Genomic DNA, 19,213 nt, shown 5'->3' on the forward strand with positions numbered 1-19,213 from the left:
AGGTGTCGATAACACATAAAAGGATTGTTAGGGATACATGAGGCAATCATTACAGCTGCGCATGGGCCAGCAACTTACAATGACTCCACAACTGCAACAAGCAATTCGCTTGCTGCAGCTTAGTACATTGGATCTCCAGCAAGAAATTCAAGAAGCACTTGATAGTAACCCTCTGCTTGAAGTGGAAGAAGCAGATTACAACGATGAAAACATTGGTAAGAACGAGCAAAAAGCTGAATCTGATGATACTCAGCTAAGTGCATCGGCCGAAGAAGCGCCGAGTGAGTACGAACAAGAAAGCAGCGATGCCCTTAACAAAGACACCGTAAGTGACGATTTAGCCATGGATGTGACATGGGATGAGTACATGAGTGCTGCCCCATCAACATCATCAGGTCCAATGCCAGAAGATGAGTCAATTTATCAAGGTGCATCGACTGAAACCCTCCATGAATACCTTATGTGGCAATTACAACTCACACCATTTAGCCCAACTGACGAAGCGATCGCTGTCGCCATCGTAGAGGCAATTGATGACTCAGGTATTTTAACTGTTAGCTGCGAAGACATAGTCGAAAGTTTTAATCAAAATAATGATGAAGAAGAAATCGAACTAGATGAAGTCGAAGCGGTCTTAAAGAGAATACAGTTGTTTGATCCAGTAGGGATTGGTGCCCGTAGCTTACAAGAGTGCTTATGTATCCAGCTTCGCCAATTCGATGCGAGTACGCCGTATTTAGCTGAAACTAAAATGGTTTTATCTGAGCATATTGAATTATTAGCAAGTCGCGACTATCGCACTTTGATGAAAAAGACTAAGCTTAAAGAAAGCGAACTAAAAGAAGTAATGACGCTGATCCACAGCTTAAACCCTAAGCCAGCAGACAGCATAGTTCGCGAAGAGTCTGAGTACGTTATACCCGATGTATCGGTTAAAAAAGTTAAAGGTCGTTGGGTCGTTGAACTAAACCCAGATTGTATGCCAAAAATTAGAGTGAATAGCCAATATGCAGCTATGTCACGCTCAGTAAAATCGAGCAGCGATAGCCAGTTTATTCGCTCTCATTTACAAGAAGCTAAATGGTTTATTAAAAGCTTAGAGAGCCGTAACGATACACTTTTAAAAGTGACCAATTGTATCGTACAGCAACAACAAGCATTTTTTGAACATGGCCCAGAAGCCATGAAACCAATGGTGCTGAACGATGTCGCAGAAATGGTCGAAATGCATGAATCGACAATTTCACGTGTTACAACACAAAAATACATGCACACCCCTCGCGGGATTTTTGAGTTGAAATATTTCTTCTCAAGCCATGTCAGCACAGAAAACGGTGGTGAGTGTTCATCAACAGCAATTCGCGCTTTGATCAAAAAGCTTATCGCTGCAGAAAACTCAGCTAAACCATTGAGTGATAGTAAAATTGCAGATATATTGGCTGAGCAAGGAATTAAAGTAGCTAGACGCACAATTGCAAAATATCGAGAGTCTCTAGCGATACCTCCGTCTAATCAGCGTAAGAGTTTGATTTAGACGTTTTACATAGAAGGAAAATGCTTATGCAACTAAATTTAACTGGTCGTCATGTAGAAATCACTGATTCATTAAGAGACTATGTAAACAGCAAGTTTGCAAAACTAGAAAGGCATTTTGACCACATTAATAATGTACATGTCATTCTAGATGTAGAAAAATTAAGCCAAAAAGCAGAAGCAACTTTACATGTAAATGGAGGCGAGCTCTTTGCCTCAACTGCACACCAAGATATGTATGCAGCCATTGACTCGCTAATCGACAAACTAGATCGTCAAGTCATTAAACACAAAGAGAAATTAGCTCGACACTAAATTATGAAACTTAGTTCACTTACTAACCAGGACTGCAGCAAAGCTGCGGTCCTTTTTAATAGCAAAAAAAGAATCCTTGAATATATCAGCGAGCTGGCTCACCAGCAGCTTCCTCATTTATCTCAACAAGACGTCCTTGATGCCTTACTCAATAGAGAAAAATTAGGCAGTACAGGTATTGGTCGTGGCATTGCTATTCCACATGGCCGCATGAGTGGTGCAGAGCAACCACAGGCATTTGTCATAGTGAGTGAATCCCCAATCAATTTTGACGCAATTGATAACCGACCTGTGGATATTTTCGTTGCACTCATCGTACCAGATGGAGACAGCCAACTTCACCTAAAGACATTATCGACAATTGCTGATAGACTAAAAGATAAAGAGTTTTGTAAACAGTTACGTAGCGCTAAAACAGACCACGAACTGTTTCAGGTCATATCAGCAGAGGCATAAATGGAATTAATTATCATCAGCGGTCGCTCAGGCTCAGGTAAATCGGTCGCTTTACGTGTACTTGAAGACTTGGGTTACTACTGTGTTGATAATATCCCAGTCAACTTATTACCTTCGCTTGTTCGTAGCGTTTCAGACAACTATGACAAAATAGCAGTCAGCATAGATGTGCGTAACTTACCGAAAGAGCAGCAAGAGTTTAATGATATTCTTGAATACCTGCCAGGTTTCGCAAACCCAACACTGTTCTATTTAGACAGTGATGACCAAACTCTGATCAAACGCTTTTCTGAAACGCGACGCTTACATCCTCTATCGATTGACTCGCTGCCACTCGATTTAGCAATTAAGCAAGAAAGAGTATTACTGGATGTACTGATCACGCGCGCTGATTTTATGATTGATACCACCGACCTGAGTGTTCATCAGTTAGCTGAATCAATTCGTGAAAAGATCTTAGGTAAAAAAGATAAAAAGCTGATTATCACCTTTATGTCGTTTGGCTTTAAACATGGTATTCCAAAAGAAGCCGATTACGTATTTGATGCACGTTTTTTACCAAATCCACACTGGGAGCCAGACCTAAAGCCACTCACAGGCTTAGATCAACCAGTAAAAGATTACCTTGCAAGTCATAGCATAGTGCAAAAATTTACATGGCAAATTCAAACATTTGTGCAAACATGGTTGCCTCACCTTGAGCGTAACAATCGCAGCTATCTTACCATCGCAATTGGCTGTACTGGCGGGCAACATCGCTCGGTATATTTAGCGCAGACCATTGGTGATAGCTTTTCAAAAACGCATGCAAACGTAAAAATCCGCCATCGCGAGCAAGATATTTAATTGGATGCCAGATGCACGCAGAAGACACGTTTTTAATTCAAAATAAGCTTGGCTTGCACGCACGAGCAGCCACTGTTTTAGCACAACTTGCTTTGCAATTTGATGCTAAAATTATGCTTTATCAAGACGATAAAGAAGCTGAAGGTGATAGTGTTTTAGCCTTAATGCTACTTGAAAGTAGCCAAGGTAAAGAAGTGCGTGTGGTATGTGAAGGCCCAGATGCAGAGGCTGCACTGAACGCAATTGGAGAATTAATTGCACAACGCTTTCATGAACAAGAATAGCGTTTGCTAAGGCTTAACCGTTTAAGTTAAACTTAGTTCAGGTATTTATAATTCTCTTTAAATATCCTACTTTTATATCGTTCACACCTTAAAAATACAAAGCACTTAATAATTTTATCGCAGTGTGAAGATATCCTGCAAATACACCACTTAGCAACTATGCTGTATTTGCAGAATCTTTATTAATCTATTTTCAGTTGTAAGGACGCCAATGCCAGAAGCCTTTGAACAAGACTACCCACTACAACAACTTAAACAAGTGACCAAGTCACTCAATAGTGGACAATTTGTTCAGGTGCGAGGCATGCTCGCTAAAACAGCTCCGTGTGATACCGCTTTATTATTAGAGTCATCTCCCCATAAAATTCGTCGCATGCTATGGCAGTTGGTAGACCCAGATGTGCGTGGTGATGTTTTAGAAGAACTCTCTGAAGACGTACGTTTAGGTATTATTGCTCAGATGGAGCCTGAGCACATTGCTGCTGCAACCGAAGACATGGACGACGATGACTTAGGTGAAGTTCTTCGTAGCCTTCCTGACACCGTTTATCAAGACGTAGTCAGTGCAATGGACTCGCAAGATAGAGAAAGGGCAACTCAGGCACTGTCGTACCAAGAGCGTTCAGCCGGTGCCCTGATGAACAGCGATACGGTAACAATTCGTCCAGATGTTACCTTAGATGTAGTCCTGCGCTATTTACGCTTGCGTGGTGAACTACCAGAGGGTACAGATGACTTATACGTTGTTGATAAACATAACTGCTTTTTAGGCGCGCTTTCGTTAACCACATTACTGACCAACTCATCGGATAAAATTGTTCGTGATTTAATGGATGAAGAGTGTGAGTCAATCCTAATCTCAATGGATGAAAGTGATGTAGCGCAATTGTTCGAGCGTCATAACTGGATTTCAGCCCCTGTTGTTGATGATAACGCTCACTTGCTTGGTCGTATTACCATCGATGATATCGTTGACGTAATCCGTGAAGATGCTGAACATAGCATGTTAAGCCTTGCTGGTCTTGACGACGAAGAAGATACCTTTGCGCCAGTACTCAAAAGTTCGCAGCGTCGCTCTATTTGGCTGGGAGTTAACTTATTAACCGCATTGCTAGCAGCAATTGTGGCAAGCTTTTTTGAAAACACCTTAGCAATCTTGCCTATTTTGGCGGTACTAAATGGTATCGTACCTTCAATGGGTGGTGTTGCAGGTAGCCAAACATTAACACTGGTTATTCGTGGTATAGCGGTTGGCCATATCAACCAAACAAACCAACGCTTCTTATTACTTAAGGAACTGGCGATAGGCGCACTGAATGGCGTTATTTGGTCGATATTGATTGCTGGTGTGGTTGCCCTATGGCAATGGGACTTTAAGCTCGGTGCGGTCTTAGCGTTTGCGATGTTTATGAATCTTGTTGCCGCTGGTATCGCGGGTGCGAGTATTCCGTTAATTCTTAAGAAAATGAAAATTGACCCAGCCCTCGCCGGCAGTGTGGTACTGACAACCGTCACCGATATTGTTGGTATTTTTGCTTTTTTAGGCACTGCAACCTGGTTATTGATCTAATATAAAAACGGCCCTTTAAGGGCCATTTATATCCTTTACTTTGCGCGCTGCTTATTTTTACCTACTCTAGGTTTGGTATTGGCCTTTTTGAATTGGCTAAAACCAGTGTGACGTGTAAGTGCTGCACGGCCTTTACCACCTTTACTATTTGCCGCTTTTTCGTTGCGACTCTCTTCAGGCACCAAACAGTTTGGCCCTTTCCCGATTAGATTCGCTTTGCCCATTTTTCTGAGAGCTTCGCGGATCATCGGCCAGCCGGCAGGATCATGATAGCGTAAAATAGCTTTATGCAAACGACGCTGACGTGCCCCTTTTGGCACAGGCACTTGTTCAGTATTGTTTTTAATATTACGTAACGAGTTCATCTCGGTATGATAAATTGTCGTTGCATTGGCCATTGGCGACGGGTAAAAATTTTGTACCTGATCAAGCTTAAAGTCATTTGCTTTTAACCATAACGCCATGTTAACCATGTCTTCGTCTTTCGTTCCTGGATGTGCAGAAATAAAATACGGGATCAAATACTGTTTCTTACCGGCTTCTTTTGAGTATTTATCAAATAGCTCTTTAAACTTATCGTAAGCACCCATACCCGGCTTCATCATCTTAGATAATGGGCCATCCTCAGTATGCTCAGGGGCAATTTTTAAGTAGCCGCCTACGTGATGAGTAACCAGCTCTTTTACATAGCGTGGATCTTCCACTGCTAAGTCATAGCGTACGCCTGACGCAATCAAGATTTTCTTCACGCCTTTCACATCACGGGCTTTTTTATAAAGCTCAATCGTTGGGGTGTGATCGGTGTCCATATGCTTACAGATATCAGGATAAACACATGATAAACGTCGGCACGTGCTCTCGGCCTTTTTGCTCTTACAGCGCAATTTATACATATTCGCTGTTGGGCCACCTAAGTCAGAAATTACCCCTGTGAAGCCCGGTACTTTGTCACGAATTTGCTCAATTTCATCAATAATTGATTGCTCTGAACGGCTTTGAATAATGCGTCCTTCATGTTCTGTAATCGAACAGAAAGAACAACCACCAAAGCACCCTCGCATAATGTTCACCGAGGTTTTAATCATTTCATAGGCAGGAATTTTTTCATCGCCATAGCTTGGGTGCGGAATACGCTGATATGGCAAACCAAATACGCCATCCATTTCTTCAGTTTCAAGCGGAAATGCTGGCGGATTCACCCAAATCGAACGGTCGCCATGGCGTTGAAACAAGGCACGTGCACAACCTGGGTTTGTTTCTTGGTGCAAAATACGCGACGCATGGGCATAAAGCGGTTTATTTACACTCACTTGCTCATACGCTGGTAACTTAACGTAGGTCTTTTCCCATGGCTTAGGACGCGCAGGCTGAATAGTGATTGGTTTGGCAGCCTCAACGCTTAAATCAATACCCGCTTGTTTAAACTCAGACTTACTACAACCGACATCATCTGCACCATACGGGTTTGGAATTGGATCAATCTTACCGATTTTATCGATAGCCGTAGAGTCACTGCCACGCCAGCCCGGCAAAGGCTCTTTTCGAATAACCGCAGTACCACGAATATCTTGAATGGTATCAACCGACTCACCACCAGCAATTCGGTGCGCAACTTCAACAAGCGGACGCTCGGCATTACCGTAAATTAAAATGTCAGCTTTGGCATCAAACAAAACACTTCGGCGTACTTTTTCTTGCCAGTAATCATAGTGCGCAATACGACGTAAACTCGCCTCAATACCACCAATAATTAACGGCACATCTTTATAAGCTTCACGACAGCGTTGACTATACACAACCACAGCACGATCAGGACGTTTACCACCTATGTTACCCGGCGTGTATGCATCATCATGGCGCATACGCTTTTCAGCAGTATAGCGGTTGATCATCGAGTCCATATTGCCCGCAGTCACACCAAAAAATAAGTTAGGCTTACCTAACGCCATAAAAGCATCTTTTGAGTTCCAATCAGGCTGAGCAATAATACCAACGCGAAACCCCTGCGACTCAAGCATTCGGCCAATTACAGCCATACCAAAACTTGGGTGATCAACATAGGCATCGCCACTGACGATAATCACATCGCAACTATCCCAGCCTAATGCATCCATTTCTGCACGGGTGGTTGGTAAAAATGGCGCCGTGCCATAGCATTCAGCCCAATACTTAGGGTAAGAAAACAGGCCTCGCTCGGCTTTTAATGCGCTCATAAAGTGTACTCTGCTAACAAAAGGGGCGAATTATACCCCACTCTTATGGATTATTATAGAAAACAAAACGCCCTTCACATTGAAGGGCGCTGCAAGTAACTAGGGTCAAGAGCTAAGCTAATTAATGTTTGGCTTGTAAATATGTGATTAACTCGTTCTCAGGCATAGGCTTAGCGTACATAAATCCTTGTACTTCATCACAACCAAGCTCAAGCAAATAATCGGCTTGTGCTTGTGTTTCAACACCCTCTGCAATTGTTTTTAGACCTAATCTTGCACCCAAAGAAATAATTAACGCAGCGATAGCCTCACACCCCTTACCTGGTAGGTCTTTTATAAATGCTCTGTCGATTTTGAGTCTATCTAACGGCAGTTTTTGCAAATAACTCAACGATGAGAAGCCTGTACCAAAGTCATCAATCGCAATTTCAATGCCAAATGCTTTTAACTCCTCAAGAGTGGTAATAACATTGCTCAGCTCGTCCATTACCACACTTTCGGTTACTTCAAGCTCTATAAACTGTGGCTTAACTTCATATTTTATTAGAGTGTCTTTAACCTGCTGCGCATAACCTTTCACTTTAAACTGTGGCACTGAAACGTTTACAGCAACACTAATGTTAAAGCCAAGCTGTTCAAGACGCTTTTGTTGTAAACATGCTTGTTCTAGTACCCACTGCCCTATTTCAACAATTAAACCTGCATCTTCAGCCAAGGGAACAAATATAGCCGGGGAAATATATTGGCCATTTCCTGACGGCCAACGTAGCAATGCTTCACAGCCGATGATCTCTAATGTATTCAAATCTAGTTGCGGTTGGAACCACACTTCAAGTTTACGTTGTTCAAAGTCTTGACGAAGCTGCCTTATAATCCCTAAGCGCCATGCCATCTGCTCTTCCATTTCTGGAGTATACGTGACGACCATTTCAGAGGAATTCTTTTTAGCTTGGTTCAAAGCTATATATGCCAATTTTAGTGTTTCAATACCCGCTTTCTGAAAGTCACCTTGAAGGCACAAGCCAATCTTAAAGTTAATAGGTAAAATATGTTCGCCAGCAGTAAAAGGTAAACTAAGATGTTCGCGTAACTGCTCAAGGTCATAACGCTGTTTTGGTAATATCAAACCAAACACATCAGCACCTATTCGAGAAAGTAGCTCGGCATCTGGATACTCTTGTTGCAGTCTTTCAACAATGGCATTTAATAGCAAATTACCAATTTCTTGTCCTAAACCATTATTGATATCAGAGAAATGGGCAACATCAATCAATAAAAAAACATAGTCTGTTTTACCGGGCTGATAAAAACGCTCTACTTTGTTGATAAAATCATTACGATTAGGAAGACCTGTTAAAATATCTTTATACGCTGCATCACATAAACGGTTAAACAAGCGCACATTATCAAGACCAACGCTTACATTGGTTAAAAAGATCTCGGCAAATTGTAACTGCGACGGGCTTGGCGTTTGATTAGTTTCTAAGTAAATCGCGGCTTGGCGATTTTTACTTTTTAGTAGATAGGTACTGTCAAGCTCAGTATGTTGATGCTCACCTTGTGCTAGGCAGTTTTTCACTTGTAAAATGATACGACCATTATCAAGCTGCTCAATTCGCTGACCAATTACATCATTGTATTCAGCGCCACCGCCCAAAACAAAAACCCGATCGTCATCTTCAATCGAACCACACAGTAAGCCGTGAGGCTCACAATCTAAAATAAACGAAAGCTGCTTTAATACAGCCATGGTAAAAGCTTTGATATCGGTAAAGCCTAAAATAGCCTTCGAGGCGAGTAGAATATTGTTTAATGCGCGGCTTTGAAATTCGAGCTGGCAAACTTGTTCATAAGAACGGATAGCTGTTACCAGTGAAGTAATCAATTTACTACGAGTCAGCTCAGTTTTAGTTTTGTAATCATTAATATCGTACTCGCGGATTACTTTTTCTTCAGGGGCATACCCTGGCTGACCAGTACGAAGAATAATACGAATATTATGATTTTTTAGGCATTCTCTGACCTGCTTCACAACTTGTAAGCCAGCATCATCTGACTCCATCACAACATCAAGTAAAATAACGGAAATAGAATGGTCTTTTTTAAGTAATTCGAGCGCTTCTGCACCAGAGTAGGCATGATGGAATCGCAAGCCTTTATCCCAAAACTCAACCCCAGATAAAGCTAGCTTAGTGACAGAATGTATTTCAGGATCATCATCGACTATTAATACATCCCAAAAATCAGATACAGTTTCTTCGAGAAGCTGCTCATCATCTTGGTCGTTAAATAAAAAGTCATTACTGTCTGATGTCATTAATAATTCCTTAAAGTGAACACCGTAAAACTGTATCGATGGTGACTCTCCACTTTACAACGATGCATAAAAATTCTATCACTTATTCGACTGTGGTACATTAGTGATAACATATACAGTCGTATCAAAAAGATTATAGCCTAAGATACGTATAATGTTATGAAAGATATAAAACTATTGCCTGAGGTGAGATTATTAAATTATTCTTTGTGAGTTTAAAAGCATTATTTGTTATGACACTCATCGCGCTTGTGGTGGGTTTAATGCTTTCTCAACAATACACTGTTGATAAGTCGATAAGAATATCAGCAAGCGCCGAAGAAATCGCAGGCTTGGTTAGTGATTTTAACCAATGGCCTGAGTGGCAACCTTGGCAAGCAGTTGACCCAAGTATTGAATTTATAATTGCAGAGCCAAGCCAAGGCGTTGGCGCTCATCAGTTTTGGCAAAGTCGCTTTGGCAAAGGCGAGATGACCATTACCCAACTAAATAAAAATGCAATGATGTTTAATATTTTGTTTAACCAAGAGCACATTGCAAAAGGCGAGATACGTTTTTCAAATGCCGCTGATGGCGTTGAGGTTAGATGCACATTACAAGGTGAAGTCAACACTCCTATTATTGGCGGCTACCTCGCTTTATTAAGCCAATATATACTTAGTAACTCGGTTAAGTTGGCTTTGAACAATATAAAAACCTATGCGCAGTTAGCAACAACAGAAAAGGCAATTGCTACCGATGACAGTCAAAGCGGCTCAAGCGAGAATTAATCTTGCTAACATAATCGAAAACCAGCTTGGATACCCTATCCATAAAACATCGTCTGTAAAAATCAATCAAACAAACGATGAGCAATACTCGCCGCAAGGACAACAACAGCTACCCTATCAAGTAAAAGCTGAAGCAACATTACTCGACAGAGCCCATACACGCCAAGAAATCCAATTAATAAAGCGCCAAGAAAATATCGAAACCATTATGGCAATGGCGATGGCGTTTTGCCCCGATGTAACTGGTCAACAACGACCAGATTTCGATTGGATAGAGCGCTTTATTAGCTTATGCGAAGATACTGCAAATGCTGCAATGCAAAAACTGTGGGCAAAAATATTGGCAGGTGAAACTGTTGCTCCAGGTACATTTTCAATCAAAAGCTTACAAACGCTTAAATTTATGACTCAGCGTGAAGCCGATGCATTACAGCGCTGCACCTCGCTGTGTGGATTTAACGAAAAAGACCACAGTCACTTAATTCTCTTGGGCTTTTACAAAAAGCCGTCGCTTTTTGATTTGTTAAGAAAAGGCAACAAAGTGTCATTTAACTTGGGCAAAACCCCGGTTAGTTTTCCTGACATTTTGACTTTAATGGATATTAACTTGTTGTATCGAAAAGAAATTGAATCAGCAGTTTTAAAAGCGGGTCAAGAGTTAGCCCTTAGTTTTATGAATCAGCGCCTTGTATTAAAAGCTAAAAGTAATGATTTGGTGCTTAGTTACTATAAGTTTACTCAAACTGGTGATGAGCTTAAAAAACTCATTAGTACACCGATAAATAAAGCTTATAAAAATATTTTATCAACATCCTTAGAAGATGAGTTTGACGTTAGCTGGCATGCTTTAAAATAGCCTGCCAGCTAATAATAGATTCACCATCTATTTAGAAGTGAATTTGAATACCTGCAAATGGCCCAGAAGCATCAATATCTGTGTAGATATCATCGATATCATCAAGCTCTAGCGTCATTGAACGATAGCCCGCTTTAATATCCATATCAATAGCAAGGTTATCAAGTAACGCATAAGCAATACCGGCTTGATAATCTTGAACCTTACTATCATCAATAGCCAGTAAGCTACCTTCAAAGAAAACACTCAAGCCAGTTAATGGTAAGCCAACTTCAGCACGGCCATACACTAATGGTACAAAGCCTGAAAAATCAACACGCTCAGTAGTGCTTGGTCCACCGTTTTGCGATGTACCCGTTACCGTAATCTCACCATCAAACTGTTTAGCATTGACACCTAAATCGATAGACACTAAATCGTTATCAAAAATCTCATAGTAAAGAATATAATCAACATGTGACAAATCACTTACCGTACCAACGGTTGTACCTACCACGTAGTTAGAATCGCCAAAGCTAAAGCTTTCATCAAGCATGGTTGAACCGTTTAATTCAAGCTCTGTGTACTTAAGTTTAATATTTGGTACAAGTGGTACTGGGTGCTCTAGTGCTGCGTAGTAGCTCGTAAACGTCTCATCATCAAATTTGAAGCTTTGTAGATTACCGTCTTGGGCAAAACTACCGCTGTTATCAGATTGCCAGCCATCAACACCAAGATATAAACCTAATAATGTGTCAGCTTGCGCTGTCGGAGCTAAACAGGCCATCGATAAAGCGGCCGCTAAACAGTACTTTTTCATCATTTTATCCTTGCGCTAAAAGTTCGCTAAGTTCAATTAGAGCCGCATTGGCTCGAGAAATATAATTCGCCATTACTAATGAATGATTGGCTACAAAGCCAAAACCACTACCATTTAATATCATTGGACTCCACACGGTTTCTTGTGTGGCCTCTAATTCACGAATAATCTGTTGCAGGCTAACACGCGCATTTTTCTTTTCTAAGACATCGGCAAAATCATATTCAACTGCCTGTAAAAAATGCAGCAACGCCCATGTTGCACCACGAGACTCATAAAACACATCATCAATTTGCCACCATGATGTTTTTACCTGATTCTGTAAAGGCGTATAGGTTGCTTGATGGGCTGCGGTATCACCGGCTAGATCTGTGTTTAAGCGTTCTTGGCCGACACTGGCACTTAAGCGTTGGCTTAAACTGCCTAGGCGTTTTTCAGCTTCTTTTAACCAACCACGTAGATTATCTGCACGGGCATAAAACTGGCTATCGCGGTCATTTTGATCCGCAATTTGAGTTCGATATACAATCAGTAAATCAATGCCTTTTTGATATTCAGCCTCAGCACTTGGCCATGCCCATGCTACTGAACTTATATTAAATTGCGGCTGCGCTTTTTTCAGAGCCTCATGTTCGGTCGACTGTGATTGTGAACGACTAAAGTCTTTACGCATCGACAATACCAGGTCTCGAGTCATCTCAAGCGCCCCGTATTCCCATGCCGGCATATTATCCATCATCACACTTGGTGGCATAATATCATTTGATAAATAGCCACCCGGTTTGTTTAACAATGTACTTGCAACATTAATGAGTGTTGACGTGGTTGTGTAACCGGTGACAAACTTTTCACCCCGTTGTTGGGCTTCTTGTTTTGCCTTGTTTACAACATCCATGCGATCTGGCTCACTACTCCAGTAAACCGCAATTGCATAGAAAATAATTAAAATGATAAGTAATGCGCTGGCTATTTTTCCTTTATGCTCAGACATGGTACCTCCTAGTGGTGTGAGTGTTGTTCACTCTTATTTGCAGCCTGTTCAGACATTTCTTGTAAAGACACAACCTTAGCTTGAGCAAAAACTCGGTTGCCGTTTTTAAAATATAGCGTGAGTTTACGCTCTTGCCCTGCTTTTAGTTCATCCTCTGGTTCAAAAACCATTAAATGATAACCGCCAGGTTTAAATTCCACCTGACTATGAGCGCTAATTTCCAGTGAAAGAACCTGTTGCATTTTCATCATGCCATCAACATGCGTATGCTGATGAATTTCAACGCGGCCTAAACCATCCAGTTCGGCTTTGGTAAGCACTGTGGCGTGATCGCTTGGATTGGTAATAGTAAGATAAGCAACTGTCGCTTTACTAGCGGGTAAGAATTCTCGAACTTGGGCGTCACTCACGGTAACTTCTGCAACCTCGCTGTGCTCATGACCGCTATGGGCAGATGTAAACGTACTAAATAATAAACTTGCAGTAAAAAAAGACAGTGCGGGTAACAACTTCATTATGTTTTAATCCTTGTTAAGACATCTACTTACCCGCTAAATTTAGCATACTTTGGCTATTAAGGCAGTTTATTCACAGCTTAAGCCACTGATTTTTTGTTATCGGCAACCAGCCAACACAACGCGGCGATTAACAATAACGGCCATGCAATTACAACTGAGCCAAATAAAAACGCAAGCACTACGCCAATCACAGCAACAACACCTGCGCCAATTAAGCCAATAGTAAATAAAGCAACCCCAGCCACAACGGCAATTACTGCGATGATAGCACCAAGCACTTCAAGCCCAGCCCAGCTCATATCTGCAATCGACAAAGGCAACTGCCATGTATCAAACGATACAAACGAAATTGTATCTGTGCACAGTAATAACATTGCTAAGATGATGATAGCTAACGTTTTCATAAAAGACTCCTAATAACCTTTAACTGGTAAAGTGCAATGAGCCACTAAATAACCCAAGCCTATTAACAACGGCATTTGAATAAGTAGTATGATCATGACTAAACGTGTAGACCATACCGGAAAGCCTAATCGTGCAGCTAAGCCACTACACACACCAGAGATCCTCTTGTTACTTAGATCTCGGTACCAACGTGTTGATGTATGATATGTATTCATCACTAAACTCCTAAGCAGATTGCTTCATACTTGCTTTTAAATCAGCAAGTTCTTTATCAATCGCGTCATTTTTCTCAAGCGCTGCAATTTGTGCTGCTGTTGAATTTGCCGCATCACTTTGCGTAAGTTCATACGCTTCAACCTGCGATTCAATATTTTCAACGCGTTGCTCTAAGTAGTCAAAACGCGCTAATGCATCTTCAACTTTACTGCTATGCAGCTGCTCTTTTACTTTTAAACGTGCTGTAACAACGCGCTCTTTTTGCATATAAGTCAGTTGCTTTGCTTTTGCATCTGCAAGCTTATTTTGTAAACGCTGACAATCTTCAGTGAGCTTTGCTAGTGACTCAGCCACTTTATTCATTTCAGCTTGTTGCGCTTCGATTTCTGTAGTTAAACGCTGTTTTTCAACTAATGCAGCTTTGGCAAGATCGTCACGATCTTTACTCAGTGCTTTTTCTGCCTTCGCTTGCCAGTCAGCTACTCTTGCTTGTTTAGCGGCAATTTCACGCTTCATTTGCTTTTCTTGCGTTAGAAACGTGGCTGCAGTTGCACGACACTCACTCAATGCATCCTGCATTTCTTGCACAAGTAAGTTCAGTAGCTTTTCAGGATCTTCTGCTTTGTCTAATGCAGCTGAAAGGTTTGCCTGAATAATGTCATTTACGCGATTTAAAACACCCATGTGACTCTCCTGTTGATTATTGGGTTAATACATCAAGGAGATTCCAATTCTTGTGCCAACTACCACAAAAATAAAAATAACTATTTAAATACAATAAGTTGAGATTTAAAAATCAAGAATTAGACTGACTGGTGACTGAATGAAAAATAACTAATTTGACTAAAAAATTAACTTTTTCACCAAATTTTAGGATCAAAAAAAGCCACAAAATGTGGCTTTTTTAATGAGGGATATGATTAGGCTTCTGGGACAAAACTTAAGGCTTTATCCATAACAGATAAATCAGCCGCTTTACCATGACCCTTTTCTGAAAGGTGACGTCTGAAACCACGCGCGCCAGGTTGGCCTTGGAAAATCCCCAACATGTGGCGAGCAATATGCCAAAAGTTAGCACCGTTGCTCATTTCATCTTCGATATAGTCATACATAGAGCGAACAACCTGATGACGAGTAAGCGTAAAGGCTTCATCACCATAAATGTTTTCATCAACCTCAGACAAAATAAACGGATTACTATACGCTTCACGACCAATCATAATGCCATCAACATACTCAAGGTGAGCCACACTATCAGCAATGGTTTTCACGCCACCATTTAAACTTAAGTGAAGTTGCGGATAATCTTTTTTCAGCTGATAAACACGCGGGTAATCAAGTGGTGGGATCTCACGATTTTCTTTTGGGCTTAAACCATTTAACCATGCTTTACGGGCATGAATAATAAAGTCATCACAACCAACATCATGACTTGCTTCAATTAAGGCACATAAAAACTCATACGAGTCTTGCTCATCAATGCCAATGCGCGTTTTAACTGTAACAGGAATAGTCACTTCGGCCTTCATTGCTGCAACACAGTCAGCAACCAGCTTCGGCTCTGCCATTAAACAAGCACCAAAACGACCATTTTTCACACGGTCAGAAGGACAACCAACATTAAGGTTAACCTCATCATAGCCACGCTCTGCCGCTAACTTTGCACACTTAGCCAACGCTTCTGGATCTGAGCCACCAAGCTGCAATGCCACAGGCCCTTCATGCTGGTTAAAATGAAGGTAGTCGCCTTTACCAAATAAAATAGCCCCTGTTGTCACCATTTCAGTGTAAAGCACAGCATGCTTAGTCATTTTACGGTGAAAAGTTCGACAGTGACGATCTGTCCAATCTAACATGGGTGCCACGGAAAAACGGCGGTTTAATGTCGTTGTGCTCATAACATGGCCCCTTTAAAGATCAATACGTTTACTTGCAACTTGATTACCTAATACGATTAACGCTCAGTACAGCGATGACGCAATTTTAAGAGATACATCATGCCCTGACAAAATTTTCGATATTATATCACTAATGCTCAATCGCAACATGACATAATCAAAGATGGGGAAGAAAAGAATAAAAGAAGTGGACTACACACTCACTTCTTACAAAATGGTGGATAAATTAACTTTTAACTTCATTAAGGAGGTGTTCTAAGTTTTTGCCTGTAAGTTCAAATATGGTGATTTCTAACTCTTTATAATCTTCGTTCTTAAGGTTAACTAGTTTGGCACCCACTGCAATACGCGCTACTTTTTCAACAGGGTCGATTTCAACAATTTCAATTGATGCATGAGTATCATGATCTTTTGACTGCACATAGTATTCACTAAAAAATGTACCATCAGCGCGAACATTCGGGTTGCTGTCAGACACTGATTGTAAAAGTGTACCTTTCTTTAAATCACTTTTACGAAGTGAAAAGCTGTACTCAGCAACATTTGCATGACCAATGATCACTGTTACTGCGCTTTCACCATTAATTTTAAAATCATGATCAGTTACTTCAATAACTTTTAACTTACCACTGTCATAGGTTGGCTCCATGCAAGCACCTAAACTAAAAATCAGAAAAACTGATAAAACAACATTTTTGAGTAGCATTCTCTATTCCTTAAATTTTTATTGCCTACTTCTTAACTTAGATAAAAGAAGACAAATATTCAAAGTTTAAATTACTGAAAATGCACTTTAATTCATCTTATCCAACGACACTCAAACCAAAGTAGTGAGCTATGCCGCCAAGAATGTTTGTCACAGCCACTGAAGATAAAATTAGTCCCATCACTCGGCTGATTATACTGGCACCACTATCACCAATTAATTTGTGAACTTGAGTAGCCAATAAAAGTAACACTAAGACGATAATGAGCACCGATAACATTATCGCAGAGGTAACTAGTTGCTCTAACCATGTGTATTCATTATTGCGTGTCATCAACACTGCACCGAGCATTGCCCCTGGGCTTGCAATAGATGGAATTGCCAGCGGAAAGATAGCCGTTTCGGTACTATCACGGACACTTTTAATTTCGCTTTCAGGCTTACTCTCGCCAAAGATCATAGACAGCGCAAAAAGTAATAGAACAATGCCGCCAGCAATCTGAAATGCCGATAAAGGAATTTTAATTGCGTTTAACAGCAACTCCCCAGCAATAACAAAGAAAAGTAAAACTAATGCCGACACTCCTACCGCTTTAAGTGCAACTTTGCGTTTAAACTTGGCATCATCCCAACGGGTTACAGCAATAAAGACAGGCACCGTACCGATTGGATCAATCACAGCAAAAAAGAAAATGAACGCGGCGAGCAACTCAGTCATTAACAAACTTCCTTGAAAACGAGATAGCGAATAAAAACACTGCAACTACAATACAGTATGTTAGTATATCACGGTAGCGTAAGGATAAGAGAAGATGAATATAGAATCACTCGTTAGTAAAGCAAAACAAGTCTGCGACAATCGTGGTGCACGTTTCACGCCTATCCGTGAAAAAGTATTTCGCCTTTTAGCTAGTGCGCAAGGTGGTGTAGGTGCTTATGACTTATTAGAACAACTTAAATTAACTGAGTCTGGTGCAAAACCTGCCACTATTTATCGCGCGTTAGATTTTTTGTCTGAACTTGGCTTTATTCATAAAATCGAAAGTACTAACTCTTTTATGTTGTGCCATCATTTCGATCATATTCACCCTGTACAACTATTAATTTGCGACAGCTGTGGTTTTGTTAAAGAGTTACATTCAACAGTGATTTCTCACGAACTGAATAATCTCGCCGCAGAAAGTGGATTTATTGTCTCTGGACAAACTATCGAAGCACATGGAAAGTGTGAAAATTGCAAAGATTAAGTGCACTGTTCAGAACAGCCACTACACTTAAGTTATAATTGCAGCTTGGCTGCGTAACCTGAGGGAAATTAAATAATGAATGTGGAGTTCATCAACCCATTTTTATCATCATTATTAAATGTATTGAGCACCATGGCTCAAACAGAATTGAAACCGGGTAAACCTAGTTTAAAAAAAGATGAAGTAGCCCGTGGTGATGTTTCCGGTTTAATAGGTATGGTTGGACCACAAACAAAAGGCTCACTTTCAATCTCATTTGATGAAAGCCTAGCATTAACCATTATGGAAAGAATGCTCGGAGAACGACCAGAAACTATCGATGAAGAAGTTACCGATATGGTCGGTGAAATCACTAACATGGTGACAGGTGGTGCTAAAACCTTACTTGGCGAAAAAGGCTATGAGTTTGATATGGCAACGCCAGTTGTAGTGTCTGGCAAAGGACATACAATTGCTCACAAATGCGAAGGTGCCAAGGTGTTAATTCCATTCACGTCAGCTGACGGTAACGCCAATATCGAAGTAAGCTTTGATAAACTATGAGTTGGCAGCAAAAAACAATTCAATTAAAGCCTCGCTCGCGAGGCTTTCACATTATTGATGACGAAATACTTCGTCAACTCCCCGAAATAACACAGTACAAAGTCGGTTTATTACACCTTTTCATTCAGCACACTTCTGCAAGCTTAACCATTAACGAAAATGCAGATCCGACTGTGCGAATGGATATGGAAAGTCACTTCAATCACTTTGTGCCAGAACGACAAAGTTATTATCGTCATGATTATGAAGGTGATGACGATATGCCAGCCCATATAAAAAGCAGTACATTAGGTGCTGAACTCACCATACCAATTAATCAAGGCCGCTTAATGCTAGGCACATGGCAAGGTATTTATTTAGGTGAACACCGAGACCATGGTGGTGCTAGACGCATTGTCGCGACGATTCAAGGTCAGATCTAAAAACTAGCTATAGACAAAGTTTGGTTTTAACAGCTTTATTTAAGAAAGTATTTTGGGATTTTTTAGAGATTGGAGCGGCACACGAGGCTCGAACTCGTGACCTCAACCTTGGCAAGGTTGCGCTCTACCAACTGAGCTAGTGCCGCACAATAAGTTACTAGTTTTAAGTTACAAGCTTCAAGTTAGTTACTTTCCCCTTGAAACTTAAGCCAATTTCTTTTGGTGAGAAATTGGAGCGGCACACGAGGCTCGAACTCGTGACCTCAACCTTGGCAAGGTTGCGCTCTACCAACTGAGCTAGTGCCGCA

The 19,213-nt window shown here is 40.9% G+C and carries 22 protein-coding genes and 2 tRNA genes; 11 read left to right on the top strand and 13 right to left on the bottom strand.

Annotated features, from left to right (window positions below; genetic code table 11):
• Positions 1-37: 37 nt before the first annotated feature.
• The 6 genes from QL229_RS11360 to mgtE all read left to right on the top strand — a co-directional run bounded on the left by QL229_RS11360 (position 38) and on the right by mgtE (position 5,004).
• Positions 38-1,534, top strand: a complete 1,497-nt coding sequence (locus QL229_RS11360) for an RNA polymerase factor sigma-54 (RefSeq protein WP_135923431.1) — start codon at positions 38-40, stop codon at positions 1,532-1,534.
• Positions 1,535-1,560: 26 nt separating this feature from the next.
• Positions 1,561-1,848, top strand: a complete 288-nt coding sequence (gene hpf, locus QL229_RS11365) for a ribosome hibernation promoting factor (protein WP_135923430.1) — start codon at positions 1,561-1,563, stop codon at positions 1,846-1,848.
• Between the two features lie 3 nt (positions 1,849-1,851).
• Positions 1,852-2,304, top strand: a complete 453-nt coding sequence (gene ptsN / locus QL229_RS11370; RefSeq protein WP_135923429.1) for a PTS IIA-like nitrogen regulatory protein PtsN — start codon at positions 1,852-1,854, stop codon at positions 2,302-2,304.
• Positions 2,305-3,150 (top strand): RNase adapter RapZ, encoded by an 846-nt coding sequence (rapZ, locus tag QL229_RS11375; protein ID WP_135923428.1) that lies wholly within the window; start codon positions 2,305-2,307, stop codon positions 3,148-3,150. It begins immediately after the preceding gene.
• 11 nt (positions 3,151-3,161) lie between these two features.
• Positions 3,162-3,434: an HPr family phosphocarrier protein gene (locus QL229_RS11380; RefSeq protein WP_135923427.1), complete on the top strand. Its 273-nt coding sequence runs from the start codon at positions 3,162-3,164 to the stop codon at positions 3,432-3,434.
• 211 nt (positions 3,435-3,645) lie between these two features.
• Positions 3,646-5,004 carry a magnesium transporter gene (gene mgtE / locus QL229_RS11385; protein ID WP_135923426.1) on the top strand — a complete coding sequence of 453 codons (1,359 nt, stop codon included), beginning with the start codon at positions 3,646-3,648 and terminating at the stop codon, positions 5,002-5,004.
• Positions 5,005-5,039: 35 nt separating this feature from the next.
• Here the strand turns inward: mgtE and QL229_RS11390 are convergent, their stop codons facing one another.
• Positions 5,040-7,217, bottom strand: a complete 2,178-nt coding sequence (locus QL229_RS11390; RefSeq protein WP_281546907.1) for a YgiQ family radical SAM protein — start codon at positions 7,215-7,217, stop codon at positions 5,040-5,042.
• A 121-nt stretch (positions 7,218-7,338) separates the two neighbouring features.
• Complete coding sequence (locus QL229_RS11395) at positions 7,339-9,534, bottom strand: EAL domain-containing protein (RefSeq protein WP_235403631.1); 2,196 nt, start codon at positions 9,532-9,534, stop codon at positions 7,339-7,341.
• 233 nt (positions 9,535-9,767) lie between these two features.
• Here QL229_RS11395 and QL229_RS11400 point away from each other — a divergent pair, with 233 nt between their 5' ends.
• Together QL229_RS11400 and QL229_RS11405 are read left to right on the top strand one after the other, a co-directional pair.
• On the top strand, positions 9,768-10,304 hold the full coding sequence (locus QL229_RS11400; RefSeq protein WP_281546908.1) for an SRPBCC family protein: 537 nt from the start codon (positions 9,768-9,770) through the stop codon (positions 10,302-10,304).
• Positions 10,273-11,160, top strand: coding sequence for a TIGR03899 family protein (locus QL229_RS11405; protein WP_281546909.1), 888 nt, complete (start codon positions 10,273-10,275; stop codon positions 11,158-11,160). Before QL229_RS11400 ends, QL229_RS11405 begins: the two co-directional genes overlap by 32 nt.
• Positions 11,161-11,191: 31 nt before the next feature.
• On the opposite strand, the gene QL229_RS11410 is transcribed toward QL229_RS11405, so the two are convergent.
• The 9 genes from QL229_RS11410 to QL229_RS11450 all read right to left on the bottom strand — a co-directional run bounded on the left by QL229_RS11410 (position 11,192) and on the right by QL229_RS11450 (position 17,411).
• A complete protein-coding gene (locus QL229_RS11410; protein ID WP_135926227.1) occupies positions 11,192-11,959 on the bottom strand; it encodes a TIGR04219 family outer membrane beta-barrel protein in 768 nt (255 codons plus the stop codon).
• 4 nt (positions 11,960-11,963) lie between these two features.
• Entirely contained in the window at positions 11,964-12,950 is a 987-nt protein-coding gene (locus tag QL229_RS11415; protein ID WP_135923421.1) for a DUF2333 family protein, read from the bottom strand.
• An 8-nt stretch (positions 12,951-12,958) separates the two neighbouring features.
• Positions 12,959-13,465 carry a copper chaperone PCu(A)C gene (locus QL229_RS11420; RefSeq protein ID WP_281546910.1) on the bottom strand — a complete coding sequence of 169 codons (507 nt, stop codon included), beginning with the start codon at positions 13,463-13,465 and terminating at the stop codon, positions 12,959-12,961.
• Between the two features lie 80 nt (positions 13,466-13,545).
• On the bottom strand, positions 13,546-13,872 hold the full coding sequence (locus QL229_RS11425; RefSeq protein ID WP_135923419.1) for a hypothetical protein: 327 nt from the start codon (positions 13,870-13,872) through the stop codon (positions 13,546-13,548).
• A gap of 9 nt (positions 13,873-13,881) precedes the next feature.
• A complete protein-coding gene (locus QL229_RS11430) occupies positions 13,882-14,088 on the bottom strand; it encodes a PspC domain-containing protein (protein WP_281546911.1) in 207 nt (68 codons plus the stop codon).
• A gap of 10 nt (positions 14,089-14,098) precedes the next feature.
• Positions 14,099-14,773 (bottom strand): PspA/IM30 family protein, encoded by a 675-nt coding sequence (locus QL229_RS11435; protein WP_281546912.1) that lies wholly within the window; start codon positions 14,771-14,773, stop codon positions 14,099-14,101.
• A 236-nt stretch (positions 14,774-15,009) separates the two neighbouring features.
• On the bottom strand, positions 15,010-15,987 hold the full coding sequence (gene dusA / locus QL229_RS11440) for a tRNA dihydrouridine(20/20a) synthase DusA (protein WP_281546913.1): 978 nt from the start codon (positions 15,985-15,987) through the stop codon (positions 15,010-15,012).
• 226 nt (positions 15,988-16,213) lie between these two features.
• A complete protein-coding gene (locus tag QL229_RS11445; RefSeq protein WP_135923415.1) occupies positions 16,214-16,693 on the bottom strand; it encodes a hypothetical protein in 480 nt (159 codons plus the stop codon).
• A 97-nt stretch (positions 16,694-16,790) separates the two neighbouring features.
• The gene (locus QL229_RS11450) at positions 16,791-17,411 is read right to left on the bottom strand and encodes a MarC family protein (RefSeq protein ID WP_135923414.1); all 621 of its coding nucleotides are present in this window, start codon (positions 17,409-17,411) and stop codon (positions 16,791-16,793) included.
• A gap of 94 nt (positions 17,412-17,505) precedes the next feature.
• Between QL229_RS11450 and QL229_RS11455 the strand changes: the two genes are divergently transcribed.
• The 3 genes from QL229_RS11455 (at position 17,506) to QL229_RS11465 (ending at position 18,905) form a co-directional block, all read left to right on the top strand.
• Positions 17,506-17,940: a transcriptional repressor gene (locus QL229_RS11455; protein WP_138558083.1), complete on the top strand. Its 435-nt coding sequence runs from the start codon at positions 17,506-17,508 to the stop codon at positions 17,938-17,940.
• 75 nt (positions 17,941-18,015) lie between these two features.
• Positions 18,016-18,483 carry a chemotaxis protein CheX gene (locus tag QL229_RS11460; protein ID WP_281546914.1) on the top strand — a complete coding sequence of 156 codons (468 nt, stop codon included), beginning with the start codon at positions 18,016-18,018 and terminating at the stop codon, positions 18,481-18,483.
• A complete protein-coding gene (locus QL229_RS11465; RefSeq protein ID WP_130166180.1) occupies positions 18,480-18,905 on the top strand; it encodes a secondary thiamine-phosphate synthase enzyme YjbQ in 426 nt (141 codons plus the stop codon). Before QL229_RS11460 ends, QL229_RS11465 begins: the two co-directional genes overlap by 4 nt.
• 70 nt (positions 18,906-18,975) lie before the next feature.
• Here the strand turns inward: QL229_RS11465 and QL229_RS11470 are convergent.
• Positions 18,976-19,051, bottom strand: a tRNA-Gly gene (locus QL229_RS11470).
• Between the two features lie 85 nt (positions 19,052-19,136).
• Positions 19,137-19,212 (bottom strand) — tRNA-Gly (locus QL229_RS11475).
• Position 19,213: the final 1 nt, after the last annotated feature.

It is taken from the genome of Pseudoalteromonas sp. PAR1 (genome assembly GCF_947311895.1).
Lineage (GTDB): Bacteria > Pseudomonadota > Gammaproteobacteria > Enterobacterales > Alteromonadaceae > Pseudoalteromonas > Pseudoalteromonas lipolytica_C.